Raw genomic sequence first — 22069 nt, forward strand, 5'->3', positions numbered from 1 at the left:
CAAAATTTGCTAGTGTCCTGTCGAATCCGACGATCGACAAAGTGCGTGCATCGCGTGAAGCGAACTTCGGATTCGGGATACTGTAGCGTTTTCGAGCGAAGTGGATCCGGTTCGCGTGAAGAAAACGCGTCAAAATAAGAATCTAGAGCTCCGGTTCTGATTCTTTCAGAACCGGAATAGCTCTAGGGCAGTATTGGTAAGGCGGATGAACAGCGACGTTTCCACCAGAACCACCGCGAAGCACACCTTCTCGCTTCCGAACCTGTTGACCTACGCCCGGATCGCCGCGATCCCGGTGGTAGTGGGGTGCGTTTTCGCGCAGTCGATCATGGACGGGCCGCTGTGGCTGCGCTGGGTGGCGCTGGCGGTGTTCGTGATGGCGGGCGTCACCGATTTTCTCGACGGCTACTACGCGCGGATCTGGGACCAGCATTCGGCGTTCGGCCGCATGCTCGATCCGATCGCCGACAAGCTGTTGGTGGCGTCCTGCCTGTTGATGCTGGCCGCCGACGGCATCATCCACGGCTGGACGCTGTGGGCGGCGATCGTGATCCTGTGCCGCGAGATCCTGGTCTCCGGCCTGCGGGAATATCTCGCCGCGTTGCGGGTCAGCGTTCCAGTGACGCGGCTGGCGAAATGGAAAACCACCATCCAGCTGATCGCGATCGGCTTCCTGTTGGCCGGCGAGGCCGGCGATCAGGTGCTGCCGCTCAATACCCAGATCGGGCTGTCGCTGCTGTGGGTCTCGGCGCTGATCACGATGTACACCGGCTATGACTATTTCCGCGCCGGGATTCATCATCTCATCGAAGAGGATGCGGCATGAAGCTGAAATATTTCGCCTGGGTGCGCGAGCGCATCGGCCTCGCCGAAGAAACCCTCGAGCCGCCGGTCAGCGTGCGGACCGTCTCCGAATTGATCGGCTGGCTCGCCGGCCGCGGCGAGACTTATGCTCACGCCTTCGAGAAGCCCGGCGTGATCCGCGCCGCGATCGACCAGACCCACGTCAAGCCGGAGACGCCGATCGCCGGCGCCCATGAAGTGGCGCTGTTTCCACCGATGACCGGCGGTTAGCCGCGAATGAGCGCCACTGTCACCATCCGGATACAGCACGCCGATTTCGATCTGGCGCAGGAGATCGTGGCGTTGACCGCGGGCCGCACCGATATCGGCGCGGTGGTGTCGTTCAGCGGCCTTTGCCGCGGCGACGGCGGCCTCGCGGCGTTGACGCTGGAGCATTATCCCGGCATGGCGGAGGCCGAGATCGAGCGCCACGCCCAGGAGGCCTGCGCGCGCTGGCCCTTGACCGGCGTCACCGTGATCCACCGCATCGGCCGGCTGACGCCGGGCGACAACATCATGATGGTGCTGACCGCCTCGGCGCACCGCCAGGCCGCGTTCCAGGCCGCCGAATTTCTGATGGACTATCTGAAGGCCCACGCACCGTTCTGGAAGCGTGAGGAAACCGCGGACGGCTCCGACTGGGTCGCCGCACAACAGCACGATGACGCGGCCGCAGCCCGCTGGGACAAATCTTGATGGCGAAGACCACGACGGCGAAGACAGCAAGCAAGGCCGCCAAGGCCAAGACCTCCAAGGCCAAGACTCCCAGGGCCAAGACTCCCAGTCAGACGGCAGCCAAAGCCAAGCCGCCGCGCAAGGCCCAGCCGGCCGCGAAGCGCGCCGCGCCGCAGTCGGCGTTTCCCAAGGTTGCGCCCGGTCAACTGCAGACGCTGTTCGATTACGTGCGCTATGCGGTCAGCCGTTTTGCCGAAGCCAATCTCGCCTTCGCGCACGGCACCACCGACCCGGTGGCGGAAGCCGCGTTCCTGGTCTGCGACACGCTGTATCTGCACCCCGAACGGTTTGAGGAGTTCGCCACTGCGCGGGTCACCGCCGCAGAGGGCCAGCAAATTCTCGACGTGATTCATCAGCGGGTGCTGCGGCGGATTCCCGCGGCCTATCTGGTCAACAAGGCCTACATGCTCGGCCTGCCGTTCTATGTCGACGAGCGGGTGATCGTGCCGCGCTCCTACATCGGCGAAATCCTCGGCTCGCATTTCGAGGGCGACGACGGTTCGCTGATCGGCGATCCCGAGTCGGTGGAGAGCGTGCTCGACCTGTGCACCGGCTCCGGCTGCCTCGCGGTGCTGGCGAGCCAGCGTTTTCCCAATGCCCGGATCGACGCGGTGGACCTCTCGCCGGACGCGCTGGAAGTCGCCGCGGAGAATATCGACATCTATGAACTTCAGGATCGCGTCACGCTGTATCAGGGCGACCTGTTCAAGCCGCTCGGCGACACCCGCTACGATCTGATCATCTCCAACCCGCCTTACGTCGACGCGCAAGGCATGGCCGAACTGCCGGACGAATGCCTGTTCGAGCCGGAGCTCGCATTCTACGGCGGCGAAGACGGGCTCGACATCGTGCGGCGGATTCTTGCCGAGGCGAAACAGCATCTCACTGCGCAGGGCGGGCTGTTGTGCGAAATCGGCCGCGGCCGCGACAACATCGACGCCGCATTCCCCGACCTGCCGCTGTTGTGGCTCGACACCGAGGAATCCGAGGCCGAAGTGTTCTGGATCGCGGCGGCGGATCTGACTTAAGTTCTCCGACTTTTTGCGCAGCGAACTCGGCGCAGCCGTCGTATCGATGCTTGGTCGAGCGGTGCCGGCTCAGCGATGCTCGGCGGAGCACAATGTCGATCGCGGCGGCAGCCTGTCTGCTCCCTCCCCGCAAGGGGGAGGGGAGCGCGTTGCCGTCGCGGCGGCGCTTCGGCCAACACGGCATTACGAGGTGAATTGCAGGGATAATTAGCTGATCGGTTCGACCGCTTTCGCCCCGAACTGCAGCAGCGTGAATTCGGTGTCGTCATAGGCGCGGCGTTCGAGTTCTTCGTAGCCGTCGGGAGCGGTGAAGCCGGCGTCCTTGGCCTCCTCGACCACCACCAGCGCGTCGGGGATCAGCCAGCCGCCGTCGCGCAGCGACACCAGCGCCTTTTCGGCGAGCTTCATCCGGTAGGGCGGATCGCAGAACACCAGCGCGAAGGGGTCGACCGGATGCGCCGGGCCGAGATTGCCGGCGTCGCGGCGATACACCTTGCTGACCCCGCCCAAGCCCAGCGCCTCGACATTGGCGCGCAGTAGCGCTCTAGCCTCGGCGCCGTTGTCGACGAACAGCGCGAATTTGCCGCCGCGCGAGATCGCCTCGATGCCGAGCGCGCCGGTGCCGGCGAACAGGTCGAGCACGCGGGCGTCCATCATCGGATTGCCGTAGGCGTGCATCAGGATGTTGAACAGCGACTCGCGCAGGCGATCCTGCGTCGGCCGGATGTCGCGCGTCGCCGGCGATGCGATGTTGCGGCCCTTCAGCCGTCCGCCCACCACGCGCATCACGAATGAGCCTTGTCGAAAACGCGGGCAGAGCCGTCATCCTGAGGTGCGAGCCACCGACGGCGCGCTTGCGCTGTCGGTGAGCGAGCCTCGAAGGATGACAGTGATAGGTGCCAGCGGCCCATCCTTCGAGGCCGTCGCAAGCGCGACGGCGCCTCAGGATGACGCTGTGACTCGCAGACCCGCACGCCCACTCTCACTCGTCGCGCGGCTTGAGGTCGCGCTTGCCCTTGTAGCCGCGGGTGGGGCGGCGCGGCGGGCCGTAGCCATTGGCCTCGGCTTCGTTGCGGGCGCGGGCCTCGTCGCTGCCGGTGCGCTGCACCAGCACGCGGCGGCCCTTGCGGTCCTCCACCGTGCCGCGTTTGAACACCGGCTTCTTCACCACCACGGGATCGAGATCGACGTCGCCCTTGCTGGGGATCTGCCTTGCGAAATCGGCGCCCGACGCAGCTGCGATCTTCTCGCCGAGCTGTTCGCGCAGCACCCGGGTTTTCACTTCCTCGACCTGGCCTTCTTCCAGCTCGCCGAGCTGGAACGGGCCGTAAGAGACGCGGATCAGCCGGTTCACCTCGAGCCCGAGATGCGCCAAGACGTTGCGGACTTCGCGGTTCTTGCCTTCGCGGATCGCGAACACCAGCCAGACATTGGCGCCCTGGTCGCGCTCCAGCGTGGCGTCGATCGAGCCGTATTTCACGCCGTCGACCTCGACGCCCTTCTTCAGTTCGTCGAGCTGACCCTGCGTCACCTCGCCATGGGCGCGCACCCGATAACGCCGCAGCCAGCCGGTGTCGGGCAATTCCAGCGTGCGGGCGAGCCCGCCATCATTGGTCAAGAGCAGCAGGCCCTCGGTGTTGAAGTCGAGCCGGCCGATCGAGATCAGCCGCGGCAGCCCGTCCGGCAGATGGTCGAACACGGTCGGCCGGCCTTCCGGATCGGCGTGGGTGGTCATCAGCCCACGCGGCTTGTGATACATGAACAGGCGCGTGCGCTCCGGCAGCGGCAACGGCTTGCCGTCGACAGTGATGACATCGCGCGTCGTCACATCCAGCGCCGGCGAATTGATGACGCGGCCGTTGACCGCGACGCGGCCCTGCGTGACCCATTCCTCGGCGTCGCGGCGCGAGCACAGACCTGCGCGCGACACCACCTTGGCGATCCGTTCGCCGGCTTTCTTCGGCGCCGGCGGGCGCGGCGGACGGCGTTCTTCCGGCTTGCGCTCGCGAAACGCACCGCGGCCGCCGAATGCCGGGCGCTTGGCGAATACCTTGCTGTCATCTTCATTGTCGCGCCGCGGCCGCTCGCCGGCGCCGGGTTCGGAGCGCGGATGCTCCTGCCAGGCGCTGCGCGCCTCGCGTGGCCGGTCGAAGGTCGGCCGATCCTCGCGCGGCCGCGAGAACCGCGGACGTTCCTCGCCGGAGCGTTCCTCGCGCGGGCGATCGAACCGCGGCTTGTCGAAATCGCGCGCGGGACGGACATTGCGTCCGACGTGATCCGGCGAAGACGCATCGCGCTTCTGCCACGGCTTGGCGTCGCCGCGATCTTGCCCACGGTCATGGCCGCGATCGGGCCGGCTGCCGAATTCCTTGCGCGGGCCGCGATCCGGCGCGCCGCGGCCGAATTTCTTCTCGCCGCCGAATTTGCGCTCGCCTTGCGGGCGGTCGCTGCGCGGCCGGTCGCCGTCCTTGCGGAAGCCTTCGCCGCGCGGGGTGTAGGGACGCTTCTCCCCGGTGCCCTCGCGGGGCGCGTAGGGACGCTTGTCGCCGAATTTTTTCTCGCCGAATTTTTTGTCGGAGAACCGCGCCGGCCGCGCGTCGCCGCGATCCTGCCGCGGGCCGCGATCGTCGCGCTTGAATGCCGGCCGCTCGCCGCGCGGCGCATCGCCCCGCGGCGTATAGGGGCGTTTCTCATAGCCGCCCTCGCGCGGCGGCCGCGGGCTGTAGGGCCGCTTTTCGCCGCCGGCTTCGCCGCGCGGCGCATAAGCGCGCTTCTCGCCGAATTCCTTGCGCGGACCGGGCCGGTCGCCGCCGCTGCGGGCGGGGCGATCGTCCTTGTTGAACCGCGGACGCGGCGCATCGCCATAGTCGCGGCGCGGCGGCGGGCCTTCGCGCTTGCCCGCATAGGGCTTGCCGGGGCCGGCATAGGGCTTGCTGCCGAAGCTCTTTTTCTCGCCGCCGAACGCGCCGTCGGTGGCGCCGGCGCGCTTGGCGAATTTCTTTTCCGGGCCGCGCGCGGCGCCGGAGCGGCCCTTGCCGGCCGCCTTGCCGCCGCCTTTGCCGCCGGAGGGGCGGTCGCGCCGGCCGCGCGCGGGGCCGTTGTTTTTGTCGTTATCGCGGGGCATGAAGGTCTCGTTTCGATATCCGGGATGGCGGGACGTCAACGGGATCGCACGACGACAACGCGCACTCTTTGTTCAAGGCGCATTCTCACGCAAAACCGGCATCCACTTTTGCTGAATGCTTGTTCCTAGCAGAGTTTTTCGGGCGAGACGAGGCATGACCGCAGCATCTTTCATGGATTTGGCGCTCAAAGCCGCCGAAACCGCCCAAAACGCCGGCGAAGTGCCGATCGGTTGCGTCATCGTGCTGAACAACGCGGTGATCGCCAGCGCCGGCAACCGCACCCTGACCGACCGCGACCCGACCGCGCATGCCGAAATCCTGGCGATCCGGCAGGCCGCAGCCTCGCTTGGCAGCGAACGGCTGGTCGATTGCGATCTCTACGTCTCGCTGGAGCCCTGCACGATGTGCGCCGGGGCGATTTCTTTCGCGCGGATCCGGCGGCTGTATTACGGCGCCGCCGATCCGAAAGGCGGCGCGGTGGAGTCCGGGGTGCGGTTCTTCGCGCAGCCGACCTGCCATCACGTGCCGGAGGTGTATTCGGCGGTGGGCGAAACCCGCTCGGCGCAGCTGCTGCGGCAGTTCTTTCAGGCGCGGCGTTAATTCAATTGGGTTGAGGCAACCAACACAGAACGCGGTTGTCATTCCGGGCTCACTCGCAGCTAAAGCTGCTCGCGCCCCGGAATGACGGCCTGGGATTCTATAGCGTTTTCGAGCGAAGTGGCTCCCGGTTCGCGTGAAGAAAACGCGTCAGAATAAGAATATAGAGCTCCGGTTCTGATTCTATCAGAACCGGAATAGCTCTAGAACAGCCATCGCGGGGTCTGCTGCGAATAGTCGATCCAGTCGGCGCCGAACTTGGCCGCCAGATGGTGCTCCTCGCGCCTGATCGCCAGCCGGTCGACCAGCAGCGCCGACACCAGGGCGCTCAGGATGAACCAGTAATTGCCGACCGCGACGCCGATCCCGATCAACAGGATGGTGTTGGCGAGGTAGATCGGGTTGCGGCTGTAGCGGAACGGGCCCCAGGTCACCAGCAGATCGGCGGCGCGGTTCGGCAGGATGTTGGTGTCGGCGCGCCGCATGGTGACGATCGCCCAGACGTCGAGCGCGATGCCGATCAGCACCACCGCGCCGCCGAGCCACGCCGTCCAGTCCTCATGCAGCGCCGGCAGCGGCAGCGCGCCGCCGAGCAGGATCGACGCCACCGCGGCGCCGGCCAACAGCATCGGCGGCCACGGCAACACGTTGGGGCGAGCGGCGTGTTTCGAACTCATCACTTATCGATAAGGCCGGGTCGGGCGGAACTCAATCATCCCAAAGGTGATTTGCCGGCGGCGTTTCATCGCACGGAATTCTTGCGGCGGATGGCGCGCCGAATCATGGGCGCTCCGCGTCAGGCCGGCCTTGCCCGCGCGGATCACGGGCGGCACAATCTCCGCGCAGCAACAACGGCCAAAGCCGTGGCCCCGCCGGGAAACAACCCCATGGAAACGCCGTCGTGACTGAAACCCTGACCCCGCCGGCGGCCGATGCGCCGCGCGAGCGCCCGGCCGCCTCGGGACCGCTCGTCGGCATTCGTATCGTCGAATTCGCCGGCCTCGGCCCGGGGCCGTTCGCCGCGATGATGCTGGCCGACATGGGCGCCGACGTGGTGACGCTGAGCCGCGGCGAGCAGCAGCAGGGGCTGCGCGGCGGCGTGATGATGCGCGGCCGGCGCAGCATCACCGCCGACCTCAAGGACAAGTCCTGCCTCGCCGAGGTGCTGAAGCTGTGCGACGGCGCCGACGCGCTGATCGAGGGCTATCGGCCGGGGGTGATGGAGCGGCTCGGGCTCGGGCCCGACGTCGTCACCACCCGCAACAAGCGGCTGGTCTATGCGCGGATGACCGGCTGGGGCCAGAACGGCCCGCTCAGCAAAGCCGCCGGCCACGACATCAACTACATCGCGCTGACCGGCGCGCTGGCCGCGATCGGCGAGCGCGACAAGCCGGTGCCGCCGCTCAACCTGGTCGGCGATTATGGCGGCGGTGCGCTGTATCTGGTGGTCGGGCTGCTCGCCGCCTTGCTCGAGGCGAAGAAGTCCGGCCAGGGCCAGGTGGTCGATGTCGCGATGTGCGACGGCGCCGTCTCGCTGATGTCGCAGTTTTGCGAACTCGCCGCCGCCGGGCGCTGGCAGGACGGCCGCGAGAGCAATCTCTTGGACGGCGGCGCGCATTTCTACGGCACCTATCAATGCCGGGACGGCGAATTCATCGCGCTGGGGTCGATCGAGCCGCAATTCTATGCCGAGCTGCGCCGGCTCGCCGGGCTCGACGATCCGGCGTTCGATCGGCAGATGAGCCAGCAAGACTGGCCGGCACTGAAACAGAAAATGGCCGAGGTGTTTCGCAGCAAAACCCGCGCCGAATGGTGCGCGATCCTGGAAGGCAGCGACGCCTGCTTCGCGCCGGTGCTGTCGTTGTCGGAAGCGCCACAGCATCCGCATATGGCGGAGCGGGCGGCGTTCGTGACCCATGACGGCGTGCTGCAGCCGGCGCCGGCGCCGCGGTTTTCCCGCACCCCGTCGGCGATCCGCGCCGCGGTCAGCGGCGATCTCGCAGCCATAGCGCGGCAATGGCAGGCGCGCTAAGTCATAGCGGCGCGCCGCAACGCGGCACATCGACAACGGAGACAGCTTCAATGCCCGAGATCACCATCAACATGGCCGCCGGCCGCAGCGACGAGCAGAAGGCCGGGATGATGCGCGACATCACCAAGGCGCTGGTGACGCATCTCGGCGTCGACGCCGAGGCCGTGGTGATCCAGATCAACGAGGCGCCGCTGGCGCACAAGATGAAGGGCGGCAAGACCTTCGTCGAGCGCAAGGCCGAGGCCGGCAAGTAGCGGAGGTTCCATGGACGCGCGGGATTTCATCCGGGTCGGGCTGCGCGCCGAACGGCTGCTGACGGTGACGCCGGAACTCACGGTGCGGCATTTCGTGCCGTACATGCCGGCGGTCTATGGCACGCCGCTGATGATCCTGGAGATGGAGATCGCCTGCGGCGATGCCATCGCCGGGCTGTTGCCGGTGGGCCATGTCACGGTCGGCACCGAGGTCGACATCCGCCACCTCGCCGCGACCCCGGTCGGCCATGTGGTGCGCACCACCGCATTGGTGATCGCGGTGCAGCGCAGGGCGGTCCGCTTCGAGGTCGAGGCCTATGACGGCGAGCGCAAGATCGGCGACGGCCGCCACGCCCGCGGCCTGATCAACGTCGCGGAATTCAGCAAGCGGTTCGGGGTGGTGTAAAGCGGGCATCAGCCTGCTGCCGTCGCCTTCTATAGCGTTTTCGAGCGAAGTGGATCCCGGTTCGCGTGAAGAAAACGCGTCAAAATAAGAATCTAGAGCTCCGGTTCTGATTCTATCAGAACCGGAATAGCTCGAGGCCCGGCGCTTCGCGCCGCGCGCCTCAGGGTGACGGCTCACTTCCCTTCGCGCAGCCAGGTCGCCGCGAAGCCGCCGAGCAGCAGCAATAGCCCGATCAGGCCGGTGAAGATCGGCAGCACGCCGACACCGGTGACCACGCTGGCGTCGCGCATCCGCACCCCCATCCAGCCGTCGCCGCGGAACACGCTGGAGGAATGCACCGGAACGATCCGCGGCATGTCCAGGCTGTCGCCGTCGGCGACGCGGCGGGAATCGCCGCCGGTGGCTTGCGACAAGGGCTTCAGCACCTCGGTGGTCGAGGTGACTTCAGAGAATTCCTTCGGGTTGAGCGGGCCGACATTGATCAGCGCCTTCAGCGTGCCGTCGCTGGCCTGCCAAAGCCCCAACTCGTCGGCCGGCGTGACGCCGCGCCAGGCGCCCGGATCGCCGGCGCTCAGCGTCAATTCGCGGGTCTTGCCGGACGGCGAGGTCACGGTCACCGGGGTCACGGTGTCGGCCATGGTCTGCCGCGTCACCTGCAGGTCCTTGCCCTGCAGCGACAGCCGCAGCGCCTCTTCGTCGAGATCCGGCTGCTTCATCAGCCAATGCGACATCCGCCTGAGCAGGTCGAGATGCGGTCCGCCGCCCTCATAGCCGCGCGCCCACAGCCAGATATGGTCGCTGAGCAACAGCGCGACGCGGCCCTCGCCGTAGCGCGACAACAATAGCAGCGGCTTGCCGTCGGCGCCGGTCATCACCGGCGCAGAGGTGGCGTTGCGGGTGTCCACGGTGCGGAAGAACCGGCTCCAATGCGGCGGCTCGGAGGCGGAGCCTTCCAGCCCGCGGGTCACCGGATGGCGTTTGCCGGCATCCGACAGATGCGCGTAGAACGGCTTTTCGGTGACGCCGACCGGCTCGGCCGGCAGCACCGAGTCGAGCGGCGTGCGCCAGATCGAAGTGGTCGAGGCGTAGTCGGGACCGGCCGACACCAGCACCGCGCCGCCGTTCCGCACATAGCGCGCGATATTGTCGAAGTAAGCAATCGGCAGCACGCCCTGGCGGGCGTAGCGATCGAAGATGATCAGTTGAAACTCGTTGATCTTCTGCTGGAACAGTTCGCGGGTCGGAAACGCGATCAGCGACAATTCGTTGATCGGGGTGCCGTCCTGCTTTTCCGGCGGCCGCAGAATGGTGAAATGCACCAGGTCGACGCTGGCGTCGGACTTCAACAGGTTGCGCCAGGTGCGCTCGCCGGCATGCGGCTCGCCGGAGACGAGCAGCACGCGCAGCTTGTCGCGCACGCCGTCGATCGCCACCACCGCGCGGTTGTTGACCAGCGTCAGCTCGTTCTCGATCGGCGAAGCCTCGATTTCGACGATGTTGGGGCCGGCGTGCTTGATCTCGATATCGACGCTGACGCTCTGGCCGCTCAAGACGGTGCGTTCGCTCAGCGTCTCGCCGTCGCGGCGGACGGCAACGCGGGCGCGCTCATTGCTGATGCCCTGGTCATCGAGCCGGTAGGTGATGGTCTGGGATTGCCCGACGATGCCGAACCGCGGCGCCGCGGTGATGGCGATGCGGCGGTCGCGCTCGTCCTTGCGGCCGGTGATCAGCGCGTGCACTGGCGCGGCGAAGCCGAGCGCTGCGGCATTGGCCGGCACGTCGTGCACCCGGCCGTCGGTGATCAGGAAGGCGCCGGCGACGCGGTCGGTCGGCACGTCGGACAAAGCGGTCGACAGCGCGCCGAACAATTTGGTGCCGTCGGTCTCGCCGTCGGCTTGGCCGGCTTCCACCACGCGGACCTCGAGGCCGGGAATCTGCTTCAGGCGATTGACCAGCGCTTCTTGGGCCTGCGCGGTCTGCTGGGTGCGGGTGCCGAAATTCTGGCTCGGGCTCTTGTCGATCACCACCGCGGCGACCGAGGACAAAGGTTCGCGCTCCTCGCGGGTGAACGACGGATTGGCCAGCGCTAAGACGATCAGCGCCAGCGCCGCGATCCGGATCACCGCGCCGCGGCTGCGGCCGAGCAACAGCAGTGCGGCGATCAGCAGCGCCGCGCCGAGCGCGATCCACAGCACCAGGGTCGGGACGAGGGGGGCGAAGGCGATGCCGTATTGCATCAGGTGGTAGCTCCGTCGTCATTGCACGAGCCGGCGGAATGGTATGTTTGCTGCTGAACGCAGGTTACGAAGTTGATTGAGGCGGCGCTGCGATTCCTCCCTCGCCCCGCTTGCGGGGAGAGGGTGGCTCGAATGCGCGACAGCGCGTTCGAGCCGGGTGAGGGGGCGGCGCGGCTGAACTCCGGCGCCCCCTCACCCGACCCGGCTTCGCTGGCGCTACGCCGGGTCGACCTCTCCCCGCGCGCGGGGAGAGGTGAAATCAGTGCCCGCTGGATCGCTTCTGTCATCACTGTCCCAGCCGTTCGATCAGCGCCGGCGCATGGACCTGGTCGGCCTTGTAGTTGCCGGTCAGCGTGTACATCACGATGTTGACGCCGGCGCGGAAGGCGAATTCGCGTTGCCGCGGCTCGCCGGGCGACAACGGCAGCATCGGCTGGCCGTCCGAGCGCATCGCCCAGGCGCCGGCGAGATCGTTCGAGGTGATGATGATCGGCGACACGCCGTCGCCGCCGCGGGCCGGCCTTGATGCGGCGTCGTCGTCCTCGTCGCGCGGCAAGGTTTCCACCCAGGTCTGCCCGGAATTGAAGCGGCCGGGGAAGTCGCGCAACAAATAGAACGTCTTGGTCAGCACGTGCTCGCGCGGCACCGGCTCCAGTTCGGGAATATCCAGCGACGATAGGATGGTGCGCAGCGTCAGCATGCCGGGGGTCTGGGATTCGCCGTTCGGGCCAGGCGGGGCTTCCAGCGCGTCGCGGGTGTCGAACAGCACAGTGCCGCCCTGTTTCATATAGGCATCGATGCGGTTGATGGCGTCCTGCGGTGGCTTCGGGCTGCCTGCGATCACCGGCCAGTAGATCAGCGGGAAGAACGCCAGTTCGTCGCGCGAAGGATCGATGCCGACCGGCTCGCCGGCCTCCAGCGCGGTGCGCTGCGCCAGGAACAGCGTCAGCCCGGCCATCCCGGCCTTGACGATGGAATCCACGTCGGCATTGCCGGTGACCACATAGGCGAGCCGGGTCTGGCTCACCGCCTTGATGGCGAAGTCGTCATTGCCGGGCGCGACGTCGGCGGGTTTCGGCGCCGGCTTGGCGCCCTGCGCGGTAGGACGCGTGTTGGTCTGCGCCTGGCTCGGCACCGGCGAAAGCGTCAGCGCGGCCAAGGCCGCGGCGAGCAGCAGCGCGGCGGAGGCGGCGCGGCGGCGGCGGAAGATCGCCGCAAGGCTGCCGCCGAGCAATGCGACGATCACCGCGTCGATCAGGAACAGCGCCAGCGCCGCCGACAACAGCACGCCGCGCAGATCGCTCGGCTCGGCGGTGCCGTAGCCGGCGCGGCGCGCGCGCAGCCCGGAAGTATCGAGCGCGGCGATGCGGTCGGCGGCGGCCAGCGCGTTGACCGCGAGCGGGCCGTCGGCGGGGCCGTAGAAGCCGGGCGGGTGATCGAGCGTGGCGCGGTCGCGGAAATCCGCCGGCATCGGCTTGGCGGTCGACGGCGGCGGCCCGAACGCGCCGAAACCGTCGAGCGTGCGCAGCGGTGCCGCGCTGGCGACGTTCAGTTCGGTGGCGACCCCGGCCCCCGGCGCGGCCGTATAGCCGGACAGATCGACGATCCGCCGCAGCATTTCGACGAAGCTGCCGGACATCGGCAGATCCGACCAGCGCATGTCGGCGCTGACGTGAAACAGCGCGACGAGGCCCTTGCCGCGATGGTCGCCGGTGACCAGCGGCGTGCCGTCGACCAAAGAGGCCCAGCTCTTGGTGGCGAGCACCGCGTCGGGCTCCGCCAAGACTTGACGATTGACGGTGACGTCGGCCGGCACTGCGAGGCCCGCGAACGGGCCGCCCGCGGCGAACGCGGCCAGATGCTGCGGCTTCTCCCAGGTCAGGCTGCCGCCGAGGCTGCGGCCGCCGCGGCGCAGCTTCACCGGCACCAGATCGTCGTCGGCCTGCGCCAGATGCGGCCCGGCGAACCGCACCAACACGCCGCCGGCCTCGATCCAGGTGTTGATGCGGTCGCGGATCTCCGGCGCCAGCGCGCCGACATCGGCCAACACGATCATCGGCAGCTTCTGGTCGAGGAACTGGGCGATCGCCTGCTGCGGCGCGCCGCGCTCGCCGGTCCGGACGTCGGCGAACGGCGCCAGTGCGCGGGTGAGATAAAAGGTCGAGGCCAATAGCGGCTGCGCGGTGTCGCTGCTGGCGCCCGACACGATGCCGATAGCGCGGCGGCGCCAGCGCTTGTCCAAGAGTTGCACGGCGCCGGCGGAGCGTTCGCCGGCGATCTCCAGCCGGGCGATGTCGTTGCGCAATTCCACCGGCAGCTCAAAACCGGCTTCGGTGTCGCTGTCCTGTGCGGCGAACGCAAAGCGCGCCTCGCCGATCGGCGCGCCCTTGCCATCGAGCGCGCGCACCGTGCCGGCCTCGCTGCCGCCGGCGCCCGCGCGCAGCACCTTGACGGTCATTTTCGCCGCGGCGTTTTCCGCCGCCGCCAGCGCATGCGGCGACGCCGCGCCCTCGAAGATGGTCAGCGTGCGGTCGCCGATCGCCTTGGCGAGGCCTGCGGTGAAGTCAGGCCCGCGTCCGGTGTCGACGCCGTCGGTCAGCCAGGCGATCTCGGCCTCGCCGGTGCTCTTGAGAAAGCGCTCCAGCGTCGGCAGCGTGTCGACCCGCTCGACCGCGTAAGGCTTTGGCGCGATCTGGCGCAATGCGACCCGCGCGGTGCCGGCCGGCATCAGCGTCGGATCGCGGTTGGGTTCGGACAGGGCCACCAACGCCACGCCGCGGCGCGCGCTTTCGGCACTCGCGATCAATTCGTCGGCGGCCTTCAGCCTTGCGTCCCAGCTTGCCGCCGCACTCCAGCCGTCGTCGAGCACGATCACCAGCGGCACGCTGGAGCCGGTGGCGCCGCCGGGAGGATTCCAGATCGGCCCGGCGGCCGCGAAGATCACCAGTGCAGCCGCCAAGAGCCGCAGCGCGGTCAGCCACCACGGCGTGCGCGACGGCGTCTCTTCTTTCGGGGCGATCTCGAACAGCAGGCGGGTCGGCGGGAAGCTGACGCGGCGCGGCCGCGGCGGCATCACCCGCAACAACCACCACAGCGCCGGTAGCGCGACCAGGCCCAGCAGCAGCAGCGGTTCGGCGAAAGACAGCGGCAGACCCATCATGCGCCGCGTCCCACTTTGACGCCGGGGTGGCTATTCTTGGTCACGGTCATGCCGGCGTGCAGGAACAGCAGCAGTTCTGCGGCCGAGCGGCTGGTGGTGTGGGTGGAGAACAGCCAGTCGAGCTTGCCGGTCTCGGCGCGGATCTGGTCGCGATGCGCGGCGACCCGCGCGACGTAGTCCTGCGCCCATTTTTCGGCGCGGCCGGCGGTGATCATCTCGCCGCCTTCGGGGTCGACGAATTCGACGCGGCCGGAATAGGGAAAGCTCTCCTCGGCGGGATCCACCACCTGCACCAGCGTGCCGTGCGCGCCGGAGGCCGACAGCCCGGCCAGCATGGTTTTGATATCTGCGATCGGCGACCAGAAATCCGACAGCACGACGATTTCGGCCAGCGCCGCCGGCACGAAGGACGGCGGTAGGCTGGCGCGGGTGCCGGTGTCGTGCAGCATCGCCTGCGCCATCTTGTCGATCAAATTGCTGTTCGAGGTCGGGTTCATCAGTCCGGGCACGCCGACGCGTTCGCCGCCGGCGACCAGCAATTCGGCCAGCGCGAAGCAGACGATCAGCGCGCGCTCGAGCTTCGAGTCCCGCGCGGCCTTGGAGGCGAACGCCATCGACGTCGAGCGGTCCGGCCACAGCCAGACGGTGTGCGCGGCCTCCCATTCCTGTTCGCGGACGTACAGATGATCGTCGCGCGCCGAGCGGCGCCAATCGACGTTCTGCGACGGCTCGCCAGAGACGAAGCGGCGATACTGCCAAAAGCTCTCGCCGGCGCCGGCGCGTCGGCGGCCATGCACGCCATGGATCACATTGGCGGCGATCCGTCGCGCCTCCAGCATCAGCCGCGGCAGCGACGCGGCGAGACTGCGGCTTTCGCCGTCGGCACGGCGCAGCGCCAGGACTTCCGGTGGGGCGCGCTCGGCGGCCTCTGCCATCAACCGATCCGCGACTTGAGCTGACGGATCACTTCGGGAATCGTGGAGCCTTCGGCGCGCGCCGCAAAGGTCAGCGCCATGCGATGCTTCAGTACCGGCTCGGCGAGGTCGAGCACGTCGTCGATCGACGGCGCAAGCCGGCCGTCGAGCAGCGCGCGGGCGCGCACCGCCAGCATCAGGGATTGGCTGGCGCGCGGGCCAGGGCCCCAGGCGATCAATTTGCCGGTGGCGCCGCCGTCCGGCCCCGGCCGCGCCGATCTGACAAGCGTGAGGATCGCTTCCACCACGGAATCGCCGACCGGCAGCCGCCGCACCAGCCGCTGCGCGGTGATCAGCGTCTCGGCGCTCATCGCGGCTTTCGCTAGCGTCTCGTCGGCGCCGGTGGTTTCGAACAGGATGCGGCGCTCGGCGTCGCGATCCGGATAGTCGACGTCGATTTCCATCAGGAAGCGGTCGAGCTGGGCTTCCGGCAGCGGATAGGTGCCTTCCTGCTCGAGCGGGTTCTGCGTCGCCAGCACGTGGAACGGCTTCGGCAGATCATGCCGCGCGCCGGCCACAGTGATGTGCTGCTCCTGCATCGCCTGCAGCAACGCCGACTGGGTGCGCGGGCTGGCGCGGTTGATCTCGTCGGCCATCAACAGTTGCGCGAACACCGGGCCTGCGATGAAGCGGAACGAGCGCTTGCCGGTGACGCTCTCGTCCAGCACTTCGGCGCCGAGAATATCCGACGGCATCAAATCGGGAGTGAACTGGATGCGCTTGGCATCGAGCCCCAGCGTGGTGCCGAGGGTTTCGACCAGCTTGGTCTTGGCCAGACCGGGCACGCCGATCAGCAAGGCGTGGCCGCCTGACAGGATGGTGACCAAAGTGTTTTCCACCACCTTGTCCTGGCCGAAGATCACCGTGGCGATGGCGTCGCGGGCAACGCGGATTTCCCCCGCCACCTGCTCGGCCGAGCGCACGATCACGTCTTCCAGCTTTTCGACAGTCTCTGCGCCGGCCATCCGGTCCTCCTTGCGTGCGACGCTGTCCTGCGCCGGTCCACCCTGGTCTCCGCCTTGCGAGGGACGAAGGCCATGTATTCGTTGAGTTAAACTTTCGCTGCATTATGCGGCTTCAAAGCCGCGAACCGCATCACGATATGGAGAGTCAGACAACCCTAGTGATGTTTCGATCTTTGCACCAATCGTGCCAAACATCGACAGCAGGTCAGGTAACCATGGCGAAGCAAGGGCAGGGTCCGATTCAGAATCTCGACGGCTTGGCTAAGGCGGCGGCCCATGTCAGCAAGCCCGGCCGGGGCCTGCCGCCGGTGCATCTGTGGAACCCGCCGTTCTGCGGCGATCTGGACATGCGAATCGCCAGCGACGGCACCTGGTTCTATCTCGGCACGCCGATCGGCCGGCCGGCGCTGGTGCGGCTGTTCTCGACCATCCTGAAACGCGAGGACGGCAAGCACTTTCTCGTGACGCCGGTGGAAAAGGTCGGCATCACCGTCGACGACGCGCCGTTTCTCGCCGTGGAGATGGTCAAGGACGCCGGCGCCGACGGACCGCTGCTACGGTTTCGCACCAATGTCGACGACTGGGTGCCGTGCGATCGCGAGCATCGGCTGCGGTTCGAACTCGCCGCCGATGGCGGGCTGATGCCGTATCTGCACGTCCGCGACGATCTGTGGGCCAAGGTGACGCGGGCGCTGTATTACGATCTGGTTGACATTGGCGAGGAGCGGGTGGTCGATGGCCGGGCCATGTTCGGTATTGCTTCCGGCGGCGCGTATTTTGCGATGGCCGACGCGGAGCAGGTGAGGGGAGCGCTTTGAACGAGCCTATGCTGGAGACCGACCCCGACCCGGTCGGGATCGATTCGGTGGAATTTTTCGGCCGCGCCCGGCAACGGTTGGGTTTCGACGTTCCGCCCGCTCTCACCGACCCCAGCATCGTGCCTCCGAGCGGCGATGCCGGCACCGACCGGATGTGGCAGATCATCGCCAAGGAGCGGCCGCTGCGTCCCGCCGCGGTGCTGATCCCGGTGGTCGACCACGCCGAGCCGACCGTGCTGCTGACGATGCGCGCCGCGCATCTCGCCGATCACGCCGGCCAGATCGCGTTTCCCGGCGGCAAGATCGATCCCACCGACGCCTCGCCGCGCGAGGCCGCGCTGCGCGAGGCCGAGGAAGAGGTCGGCCTGGACCGCAGCTTTGTCGATCCGATCGGCTATCTCGATCTCTACGCCACCGGCTACGGCTTTCGCATCCTGCCGCTGGTGGCGCGGGTGCGGTCCGGCTTCGACCTGCGGATCAACAAGGCGGAGGTCGACGACGCCTTCGAGGTGCCGCTGGCGTTCCTGATGAATCCGGCCAACCATCAGTTGCACAGCCGGGACTTCCGCGGCGCCGAGCGCACCTACTATGCGATGCCGTTCGCCGAACGCAACATCTGGGGCGCCACCGCGGGAATCCTGCGCGTGCTGTACGAACGGGTTTATCTGCCATGATTCGTCCAGTGCTCACCGAAATCGGGGTCTTCCTGATCCCGTTCGCGATCTACGCGATCTATCTGGTGGGCAGCCGCTCCGGCGTGTTCAGCCAATCCTCATGGCCGGTGCATGTATTGGGCAAGCTGGTGCTGGGCGCGCTGCTCCTGACTATCGTCAGCCTGCTGCTGCTGGCGCATTATTCCGGCGCGCCGCCGAATTCGACCTACGTCCCCGCACATGTTGAAAACGGCCGGCTGGTGCCGGGCTATGAGAAATACGAGAAGTAACGGAGGCGGGGCGTGAGTTCGGTGCGAAGGCTTGACGATGCGCCGTGGAATGGCGGCCCCGCGGCGAGGGTGCTGGCGCTGCTCAACAGCGACGGCGCCGAAGCGCGGGTGATCGGCGGCGCGGTGCGCAACCTGCTGCTTGGGTTGCCGACCGGCGATATCGACATCGCCACCAACGCGCTGCCCGACGAGGTGATGCGCCGCGCCGAGGCGGCCGGCATCAAGAGCGTGCCGACCGGCATCGAGCACGGCACGGTGACGCTGGTGGCCGATGGCGAGCCGTTCGAGGTCACCACGCTGCGCGAGGACGTCGAGACCTTCGGCCGCAAGGCCAAGGTGGCGTTCGGCGACGACTGGGCGGCCGACGCCCAGCGCCGCGACTTCACCATGAATGCGCTGTCGGTGTCGGTCGACGGCACGCTGCACGATTACGTCGGCGGGCTCAAGGATGTCGAGGCGAGGCTTGTGCGCTTCATCGGTGATCCCGACCAGCGCATCGCCGAGGACTATCTGCGGATCCTGCGGTTCTTCCGGATCCACGCCGCCTATGGCGAGGGGGAGCCTGATCGCGACGGCACGCTCGCCTGCATCCGCGGACGCGAGGGGCTCGCGAGCCTGTCGGCGGAACGGATGCGGATGGAGATGCTGAAGCTGATGGTGGCGCCCGGCGCCTCGGCCGCAGTCGCGGCGATGGGCGACGGCGGGCTGTTGCTGCGGGTGTTCGGCGGCGTCGCCTTCCACGGTCCGTTCGCGGCGATGATCGCCGCCGAGCGCAGGCTGGATCTCGCGCCCGACGCGATCCGCAGGCTCGGCGCGCTGGCGGTCGCGGTGACCGAGGATGCCCGACGGCTGACGCTGCGGCTGCGGCTGTCGAATGTCGAATGCAAGCGGCTGGATTCGATGGGGCATCGCTGGTGGCGGCTGCGCGGCATGGATGAGACCGTCGCCAAGCGCCGGCTGTATCGGCTAGGCCAAGCGCGCTATCACGATCGCATGATGCTGGCCTGGGCGCGGGCGGGGCAGGGCGCCGATCCGGCGCCGTGGCTCGATCTGGTCACGCTGCCGCAGCGCTGGCAGGCGCCGGCGTTTCCGTTGAAGGCGGCGGATTTCATCGCCCGCGGCATCGCGCAGGGGCCGACGCTCGGCCACATCATCGCGCTCGCCGAAGACGCCTGGCTGGCGTCGGATTTCGCGCTGGACGAGGCGGCGCTGAACGGCATCGCCGATCAGACGGTGGCGCGGTTCGCCCGCGACCACCGGCTATAACGTTTCATCGCTGCGCCGATCCGCCGGATCGTTCGAGCCGATGCGCCGGTGCGGGCCGGCGCCGTCGCCGCGCTACGCCACCTTGCTGCGCTCCAGCTCGTCGTCCTCGTCGGTCTCGTCATCATTCTCGTCGGACGGTTCGTCGTCGTCGCCGTCGTCTTCGATCGCCAGCATCTCCGCGCGTTGCAGCACCGCCAGCGGCAAGGTCTCGCGGAACAGATCGCCTTCTTCGCCCATCCACACGCATGCTACCGCGTCGTCCTTGACCTCGGCCACCGTCAAGGGATGGCCGCCCGACTTCAGCATCACGACGTCGCCCGGTGATAGTGCCATGAGCCTGCTCCTCGCATTGGGGTGTTGCCGCGCGCTCAGCCTAGCGATTCGTCGTGACGGGCTGAACACGGCGGCGTTACGTGCTGCGCACGTCGCCCTCAACGCCGTGTCCCCCTCAAACCGATCGTCATTCCGGGGCGCGAGGCCGAAAGGCCGAGCGAACCCGGAATCCCGCCGCGGTTGCGAGCACCGGCCCGTCGCGAGATTCCGGGTTCGCGCGAGCTGTCGCTCGCGCGCCCCGGAATGACATGGTTCAGTGCAACTACCTGATGCCGAGCGTCTTGTGGGTCTGTAGGCTGAGCCGCCATTGCGGATGCTTGAGGCAATAATCGACCGCCCGTGCGGTGTTGGCTTCGGCGTCGGCGCCGTCCATCGGCTGCAGCGAGAAGCGTTCGAAGCCGAGGCCTTCGAATTGCTCGGGCAGGGCGCCGGGTTGCGGATAGACCAGCTTCAATTCGTGGCCACGCCGCAGCACCAGTTCGGCGCCGGCTTTCGGGCTGACGCACAGCCAGTCGACGCCGTCCGGCGGCGTCAGCGTGCCGTTGGTTTCGACGCCGATGCTGAAGCCGCGGCCATGCAGCGCCACGACCAGATCGGCGTCGAGCTGCAGCAAGGGTTCGCCGCCGGTTAATACCACGTAGCGGAATATGTCGTCGCCGCCCCATTGCCCGGCGATGGCCTCGGCGAGCTCGGCTGCATCGGCGTAGCGGCCGCCCAGCGTGCCGTCGGTTCCGACGAAGTCGGTATCGCAGAACTGGCAGGTCGCGGCTCCGCGGTCCTGGTCTCGTCCGCTCCACAAATTGCAGCCGGCAAAACGGCAAAACACCGCGGCACGGCCGGCATGGGCGCCTTCGCCCTGCAGCGTCAGAAAGATCTCCTTGACGGCGTAACTCACGGCTGCGGTGCCTCGATGCTCGACCCGGTCTGCCGCAGCGCTTCGCCCAGCACCATCGCCGCCGCCACCGCGACGTTGAGCGAACGCAGCCCGCGCTGCACCGGAATAATCAGCCGCGCATCGGCGGCGGCGGCGACGTCGTCGGGGACCCCGGCGGATTCCCGCCCGAGCAGCAGCACGTCGGTCGCAGCATAACGGTAATCCAGATAGGGCGTTAGTCCTTTGGTCGTAAGCAGCACCAGCCGGCATCCGGTGGCCGCGCGCCATTGCTCGAATTTCGACCAGCAATCGTGCCGCATGATTGTCACCTGATCGAGATAGTCCATGCCGGCGCGGCGGAAGTGACGATCGGAAACCGGAAAGCCGGCAGGCTCTATAATATGAGCTTCGACGTTGAGGCAGGCGCAGAGCCGAAGGATAGTTCCGGTGTTCTGCGGTATGTCGGGTTGGAATAGTGCAATCCGCATTCCGCGCTGCGCCTCATCGTCAGACACGAAAGCTGAGACCAATCATTGGGCTGCGTAGTTTTCGTGCAAGCTATTTGGACTAGGTCGATAGCGGGCTTGCGCTCCCCCGGCAAGGGTGCCAATAGAACGATTCTGGACCGCCTGTGCCAAAGGCCGGCGCGGTTCAAGAGGTCGTTTTGCCGCTCCCCTCGGGTTGCGGATGTCCTGGCCGCCCCCGGCCGCGCTGATCACGCTTGCCGCCGGGGCGGTTTGACCCGGTTTGAGACGAGAAAGGGCTTTTTATCGTGACCACAGAGGCTTCGTCGGACCCGACACGCCGTGATTTTCTTTACATCGCCACCGGCGCTGTCGCCGCAGTGGGGGCCGCGGCCACGGTGTGGCCGCTGGTCGCGCAGATGAACCCGGATGCCTCGACGATTGCCGCCGGCGCGCCGATCCAGGTCGATCTGGCGCCGATCGCCGTCGGTCAGGACATCAAGGTGTTCTGGCGCGGCAAGCCGATCTACATCATGAACCGCACGCCGAAGCAGGTCGAAGAGGCCCGCGCCGTCGACCTGTCGAGCCTGCCGGATCCGATCTCCGATCAGGACCGCACCAAAGAGGGCCACGAGCAGTGGCTGGTGGTGGTCGGCATCTGCACCCATCTCGGCTGCATCCCGATCGCCCATGAAGGCAAGTATGACGGCTTCTTCTGTCCTTGCCACGGTTCGCAATACGACTCCTCCGGTCGCATTCGTCAGGGGCCGGCACCGGCCAACCTGCCCGTTCCGCCCTATCAGTTCGTCTCCGACAGCAAGATTCAAATCGGCTGACGCTGCCCTTCCCTCAGCCTCGCTGCAATAATCCCAGGATCGCACCAATGAGTGGACCTTCGACCTATCAGCCACAACCCGGCATCATGAAGTGGCTGGAAGACCGCCTGCCGATCGTGGGCCTCGTTCATTCCTCGTTCGTGGCCTATCCGACGCCGCGCAACCTGAACTATTGGTGG

The 22069-nt window shown here is 67.4% G+C and carries 23 protein-coding genes; 13 read left to right on the forward strand and 10 right to left on the reverse strand.

Annotated features, from left to right (window positions below; translation table 11 throughout):
* The first annotated feature begins 205 nt into the window (after positions 1–205).
* Genes pgsA through prmB form a run of 4 tightly spaced genes read left to right on the forward strand, consistent with a single transcriptional unit; the run spans position 206 to position 2606 of the window.
* Positions 206–826, forward strand: a complete 621-nt coding sequence (gene pgsA, locus VGC77_RS17700) for a CDP-diacylglycerol--glycerol-3-phosphate 3-phosphatidyltransferase (RefSeq protein ID WP_331172880.1) — start codon at positions 206–208, stop codon at positions 824–826.
* On the forward strand, positions 823–1074 hold the full coding sequence (moaD, locus tag VGC77_RS17705; protein WP_331172881.1) for a molybdopterin converting factor subunit 1: 252 nt from the start codon (positions 823–825) through the stop codon (positions 1072–1074). The genes pgsA and moaD overlap by 4 nt, the downstream gene beginning before the upstream one ends.
* Before the next feature lie 6 nt (positions 1075–1080).
* Positions 1081–1539, forward strand: a complete 459-nt coding sequence (locus tag VGC77_RS17710; RefSeq protein WP_331172882.1) for a molybdenum cofactor biosynthesis protein MoaE — start codon at positions 1081–1083, stop codon at positions 1537–1539.
* A complete protein-coding gene (gene prmB, locus VGC77_RS17715) occupies positions 1539–2606 on the forward strand; it encodes a 50S ribosomal protein L3 N(5)-glutamine methyltransferase (protein ID WP_331172883.1) in 1068 nt (355 codons plus the stop codon). The genes VGC77_RS17710 and prmB overlap by 1 nt, the downstream gene beginning before the upstream one ends.
* 207 nt (positions 2607–2813) lie before the next feature.
* Here the strand turns inward: prmB and rsmD are convergent, their stop codons facing one another.
* Positions 2814–3395, reverse strand: a complete 582-nt coding sequence (gene rsmD, locus VGC77_RS17720; RefSeq protein ID WP_331172884.1) for a 16S rRNA (guanine(966)-N(2))-methyltransferase RsmD — start codon at positions 3393–3395, stop codon at positions 2814–2816.
* A 193-nt stretch (positions 3396–3588) separates the two neighbouring features.
* Positions 3589–5730 (reverse strand): pseudouridine synthase, encoded by a 2142-nt coding sequence (locus VGC77_RS17725; RefSeq protein ID WP_331172885.1) that lies wholly within the window; start codon positions 5728–5730, stop codon positions 3589–3591.
* Positions 5731–5884: 154 nt separating this feature from the next.
* Between VGC77_RS17725 and VGC77_RS17730 the strand changes: the two genes are divergently transcribed.
* Positions 5885–6331 (forward strand): nucleoside deaminase, encoded by a 447-nt coding sequence (locus tag VGC77_RS17730; protein ID WP_331172886.1) that lies wholly within the window; start codon positions 5885–5887, stop codon positions 6329–6331.
* A gap of 200 nt (positions 6332–6531) precedes the next feature.
* Here the strand turns inward: VGC77_RS17730 and VGC77_RS17735 are convergent, their stop codons facing one another.
* Positions 6532–7005 carry an isoprenylcysteine carboxylmethyltransferase family protein gene (locus tag VGC77_RS17735; protein WP_331172887.1) on the reverse strand — a complete coding sequence of 158 codons (474 nt, stop codon included), beginning with the start codon at positions 7003–7005 and terminating at the stop codon, positions 6532–6534.
* A 224-nt stretch (positions 7006–7229) separates the two neighbouring features.
* On the opposite strand from VGC77_RS17735, the gene VGC77_RS17740 reads away from it, so the two are divergent.
* From VGC77_RS17740 to VGC77_RS17750, 3 genes are read left to right on the forward strand one after another with little or no spacing between them, the layout of a single operon-like run.
* Positions 7230–8360 (forward strand): CaiB/BaiF CoA-transferase family protein, encoded by a 1131-nt coding sequence (locus VGC77_RS17740; protein WP_331172888.1) that lies wholly within the window; start codon positions 7230–7232, stop codon positions 8358–8360.
* Complete coding sequence (locus tag VGC77_RS17745; protein ID WP_331172889.1) at positions 8345–8614, forward strand: tautomerase family protein; 270 nt, start codon at positions 8345–8347, stop codon at positions 8612–8614. Before VGC77_RS17740 ends, VGC77_RS17745 begins: the two co-directional genes overlap by 16 nt.
* Positions 8615–8624: 10 nt before the next feature.
* Positions 8625–9020 carry a thioesterase family protein gene (locus VGC77_RS17750; protein ID WP_331172890.1) on the forward strand — a complete coding sequence of 132 codons (396 nt, stop codon included), beginning with the start codon at positions 8625–8627 and terminating at the stop codon, positions 9018–9020.
* Between the two features lie 173 nt (positions 9021–9193).
* Here VGC77_RS17750 and VGC77_RS17755 read toward each other — a convergent pair whose 3' ends face one another.
* The 4 genes from VGC77_RS17755 to VGC77_RS17770 all read right to left on the reverse strand — a co-directional run bounded on the left by VGC77_RS17755 (position 9194) and on the right by VGC77_RS17770 (position 16356).
* Positions 9194–11257: a hypothetical protein gene (locus VGC77_RS17755; RefSeq protein WP_331172891.1), complete on the reverse strand. Its 2064-nt coding sequence runs from the start codon at positions 11255–11257 to the stop codon at positions 9194–9196.
* 286 nt (positions 11258–11543) lie between these two features.
* Positions 11544–14417 (reverse strand): DUF4159 domain-containing protein, encoded by a 2874-nt coding sequence (locus VGC77_RS17760; RefSeq protein ID WP_331172892.1) that lies wholly within the window; start codon positions 14415–14417, stop codon positions 11544–11546.
* On the reverse strand, positions 14414–15352 hold the full coding sequence (locus VGC77_RS17765) for a DUF58 domain-containing protein (RefSeq protein WP_331172893.1): 939 nt from the start codon (positions 15350–15352) through the stop codon (positions 14414–14416). Before VGC77_RS17765 ends, VGC77_RS17760 begins: the two co-directional genes overlap by 4 nt.
* The gene (locus VGC77_RS17770) at positions 15352–16356 is read right to left on the reverse strand and encodes a MoxR family ATPase (protein WP_331172894.1); all 1005 of its coding nucleotides are present in this window, start codon (positions 16354–16356) and stop codon (positions 15352–15354) included. Before VGC77_RS17770 ends, VGC77_RS17765 begins: the two co-directional genes overlap by 1 nt.
* Positions 16357–16571: 215 nt before the next feature.
* On the opposite strand from VGC77_RS17770, the gene VGC77_RS17775 reads away from it, so the two are divergent.
* From VGC77_RS17775 to VGC77_RS17790, 4 genes are read left to right on the forward strand one after another with little or no spacing between them, the layout of a single operon-like run.
* Complete coding sequence (locus tag VGC77_RS17775; protein ID WP_331172895.1) at positions 16572–17174, forward strand: DUF1285 domain-containing protein; 603 nt, start codon at positions 16572–16574, stop codon at positions 17172–17174.
* 8 nt (positions 17175–17182) lie between these two features.
* Positions 17183–17848: a CoA pyrophosphatase gene (locus tag VGC77_RS17780; RefSeq protein WP_331172896.1), complete on the forward strand. Its 666-nt coding sequence runs from the start codon at positions 17183–17185 to the stop codon at positions 17846–17848.
* On the forward strand, positions 17845–18117 hold the full coding sequence (locus VGC77_RS17785) for a DUF6111 family protein (RefSeq protein ID WP_331172897.1): 273 nt from the start codon (positions 17845–17847) through the stop codon (positions 18115–18117). Before VGC77_RS17780 ends, VGC77_RS17785 begins: the two co-directional genes overlap by 4 nt.
* Positions 18118–18129: 12 nt before the next feature.
* Positions 18130–19383: a CCA tRNA nucleotidyltransferase gene (locus tag VGC77_RS17790; RefSeq protein WP_331172898.1), complete on the forward strand. Its 1254-nt coding sequence runs from the start codon at positions 18130–18132 to the stop codon at positions 19381–19383.
* A 72-nt stretch (positions 19384–19455) separates the two neighbouring features.
* Here the strand turns inward: VGC77_RS17790 and VGC77_RS17795 are convergent, their stop codons facing one another.
* The 3 genes from VGC77_RS17795 to VGC77_RS17805 form a co-directional block, all read right to left on the reverse strand.
* Positions 19456–19716 (reverse strand): YodC family protein, encoded by a 261-nt coding sequence (locus VGC77_RS17795; RefSeq protein ID WP_331172899.1) that lies wholly within the window; start codon positions 19714–19716, stop codon positions 19456–19458.
* A 262-nt stretch (positions 19717–19978) separates the two neighbouring features.
* Entirely contained in the window at positions 19979–20611 is a 633-nt protein-coding gene (gene queE, locus VGC77_RS17800; protein ID WP_331172900.1) for a 7-carboxy-7-deazaguanine synthase, read from the reverse strand.
* Positions 20608–21078, reverse strand: coding sequence for a tRNA (cytidine(34)-2'-O)-methyltransferase (locus VGC77_RS17805; RefSeq protein ID WP_331172901.1), 471 nt, complete (start codon positions 21076–21078; stop codon positions 20608–20610). The genes queE and VGC77_RS17805 overlap by 4 nt, the downstream gene beginning before the upstream one ends.
* A gap of 284 nt (positions 21079–21362) precedes the next feature.
* Here VGC77_RS17805 and petA point away from each other — a divergent pair, with 284 nt between their 5' ends.
* Entirely contained in the window at positions 21363–21890 is a 528-nt protein-coding gene (gene petA / locus VGC77_RS17810; protein ID WP_331172902.1) for a ubiquinol-cytochrome c reductase iron-sulfur subunit, read from the forward strand.
* The last annotated feature ends 179 nt before the right edge of the window (positions 21891–22069 follow it).

The sequence above is a fragment of the Rhodopseudomonas sp. genome, from assembly GCF_036404135.1.
Lineage (GTDB): Bacteria > Pseudomonadota > Alphaproteobacteria > Rhizobiales > Xanthobacteraceae > Rhodopseudomonas_A.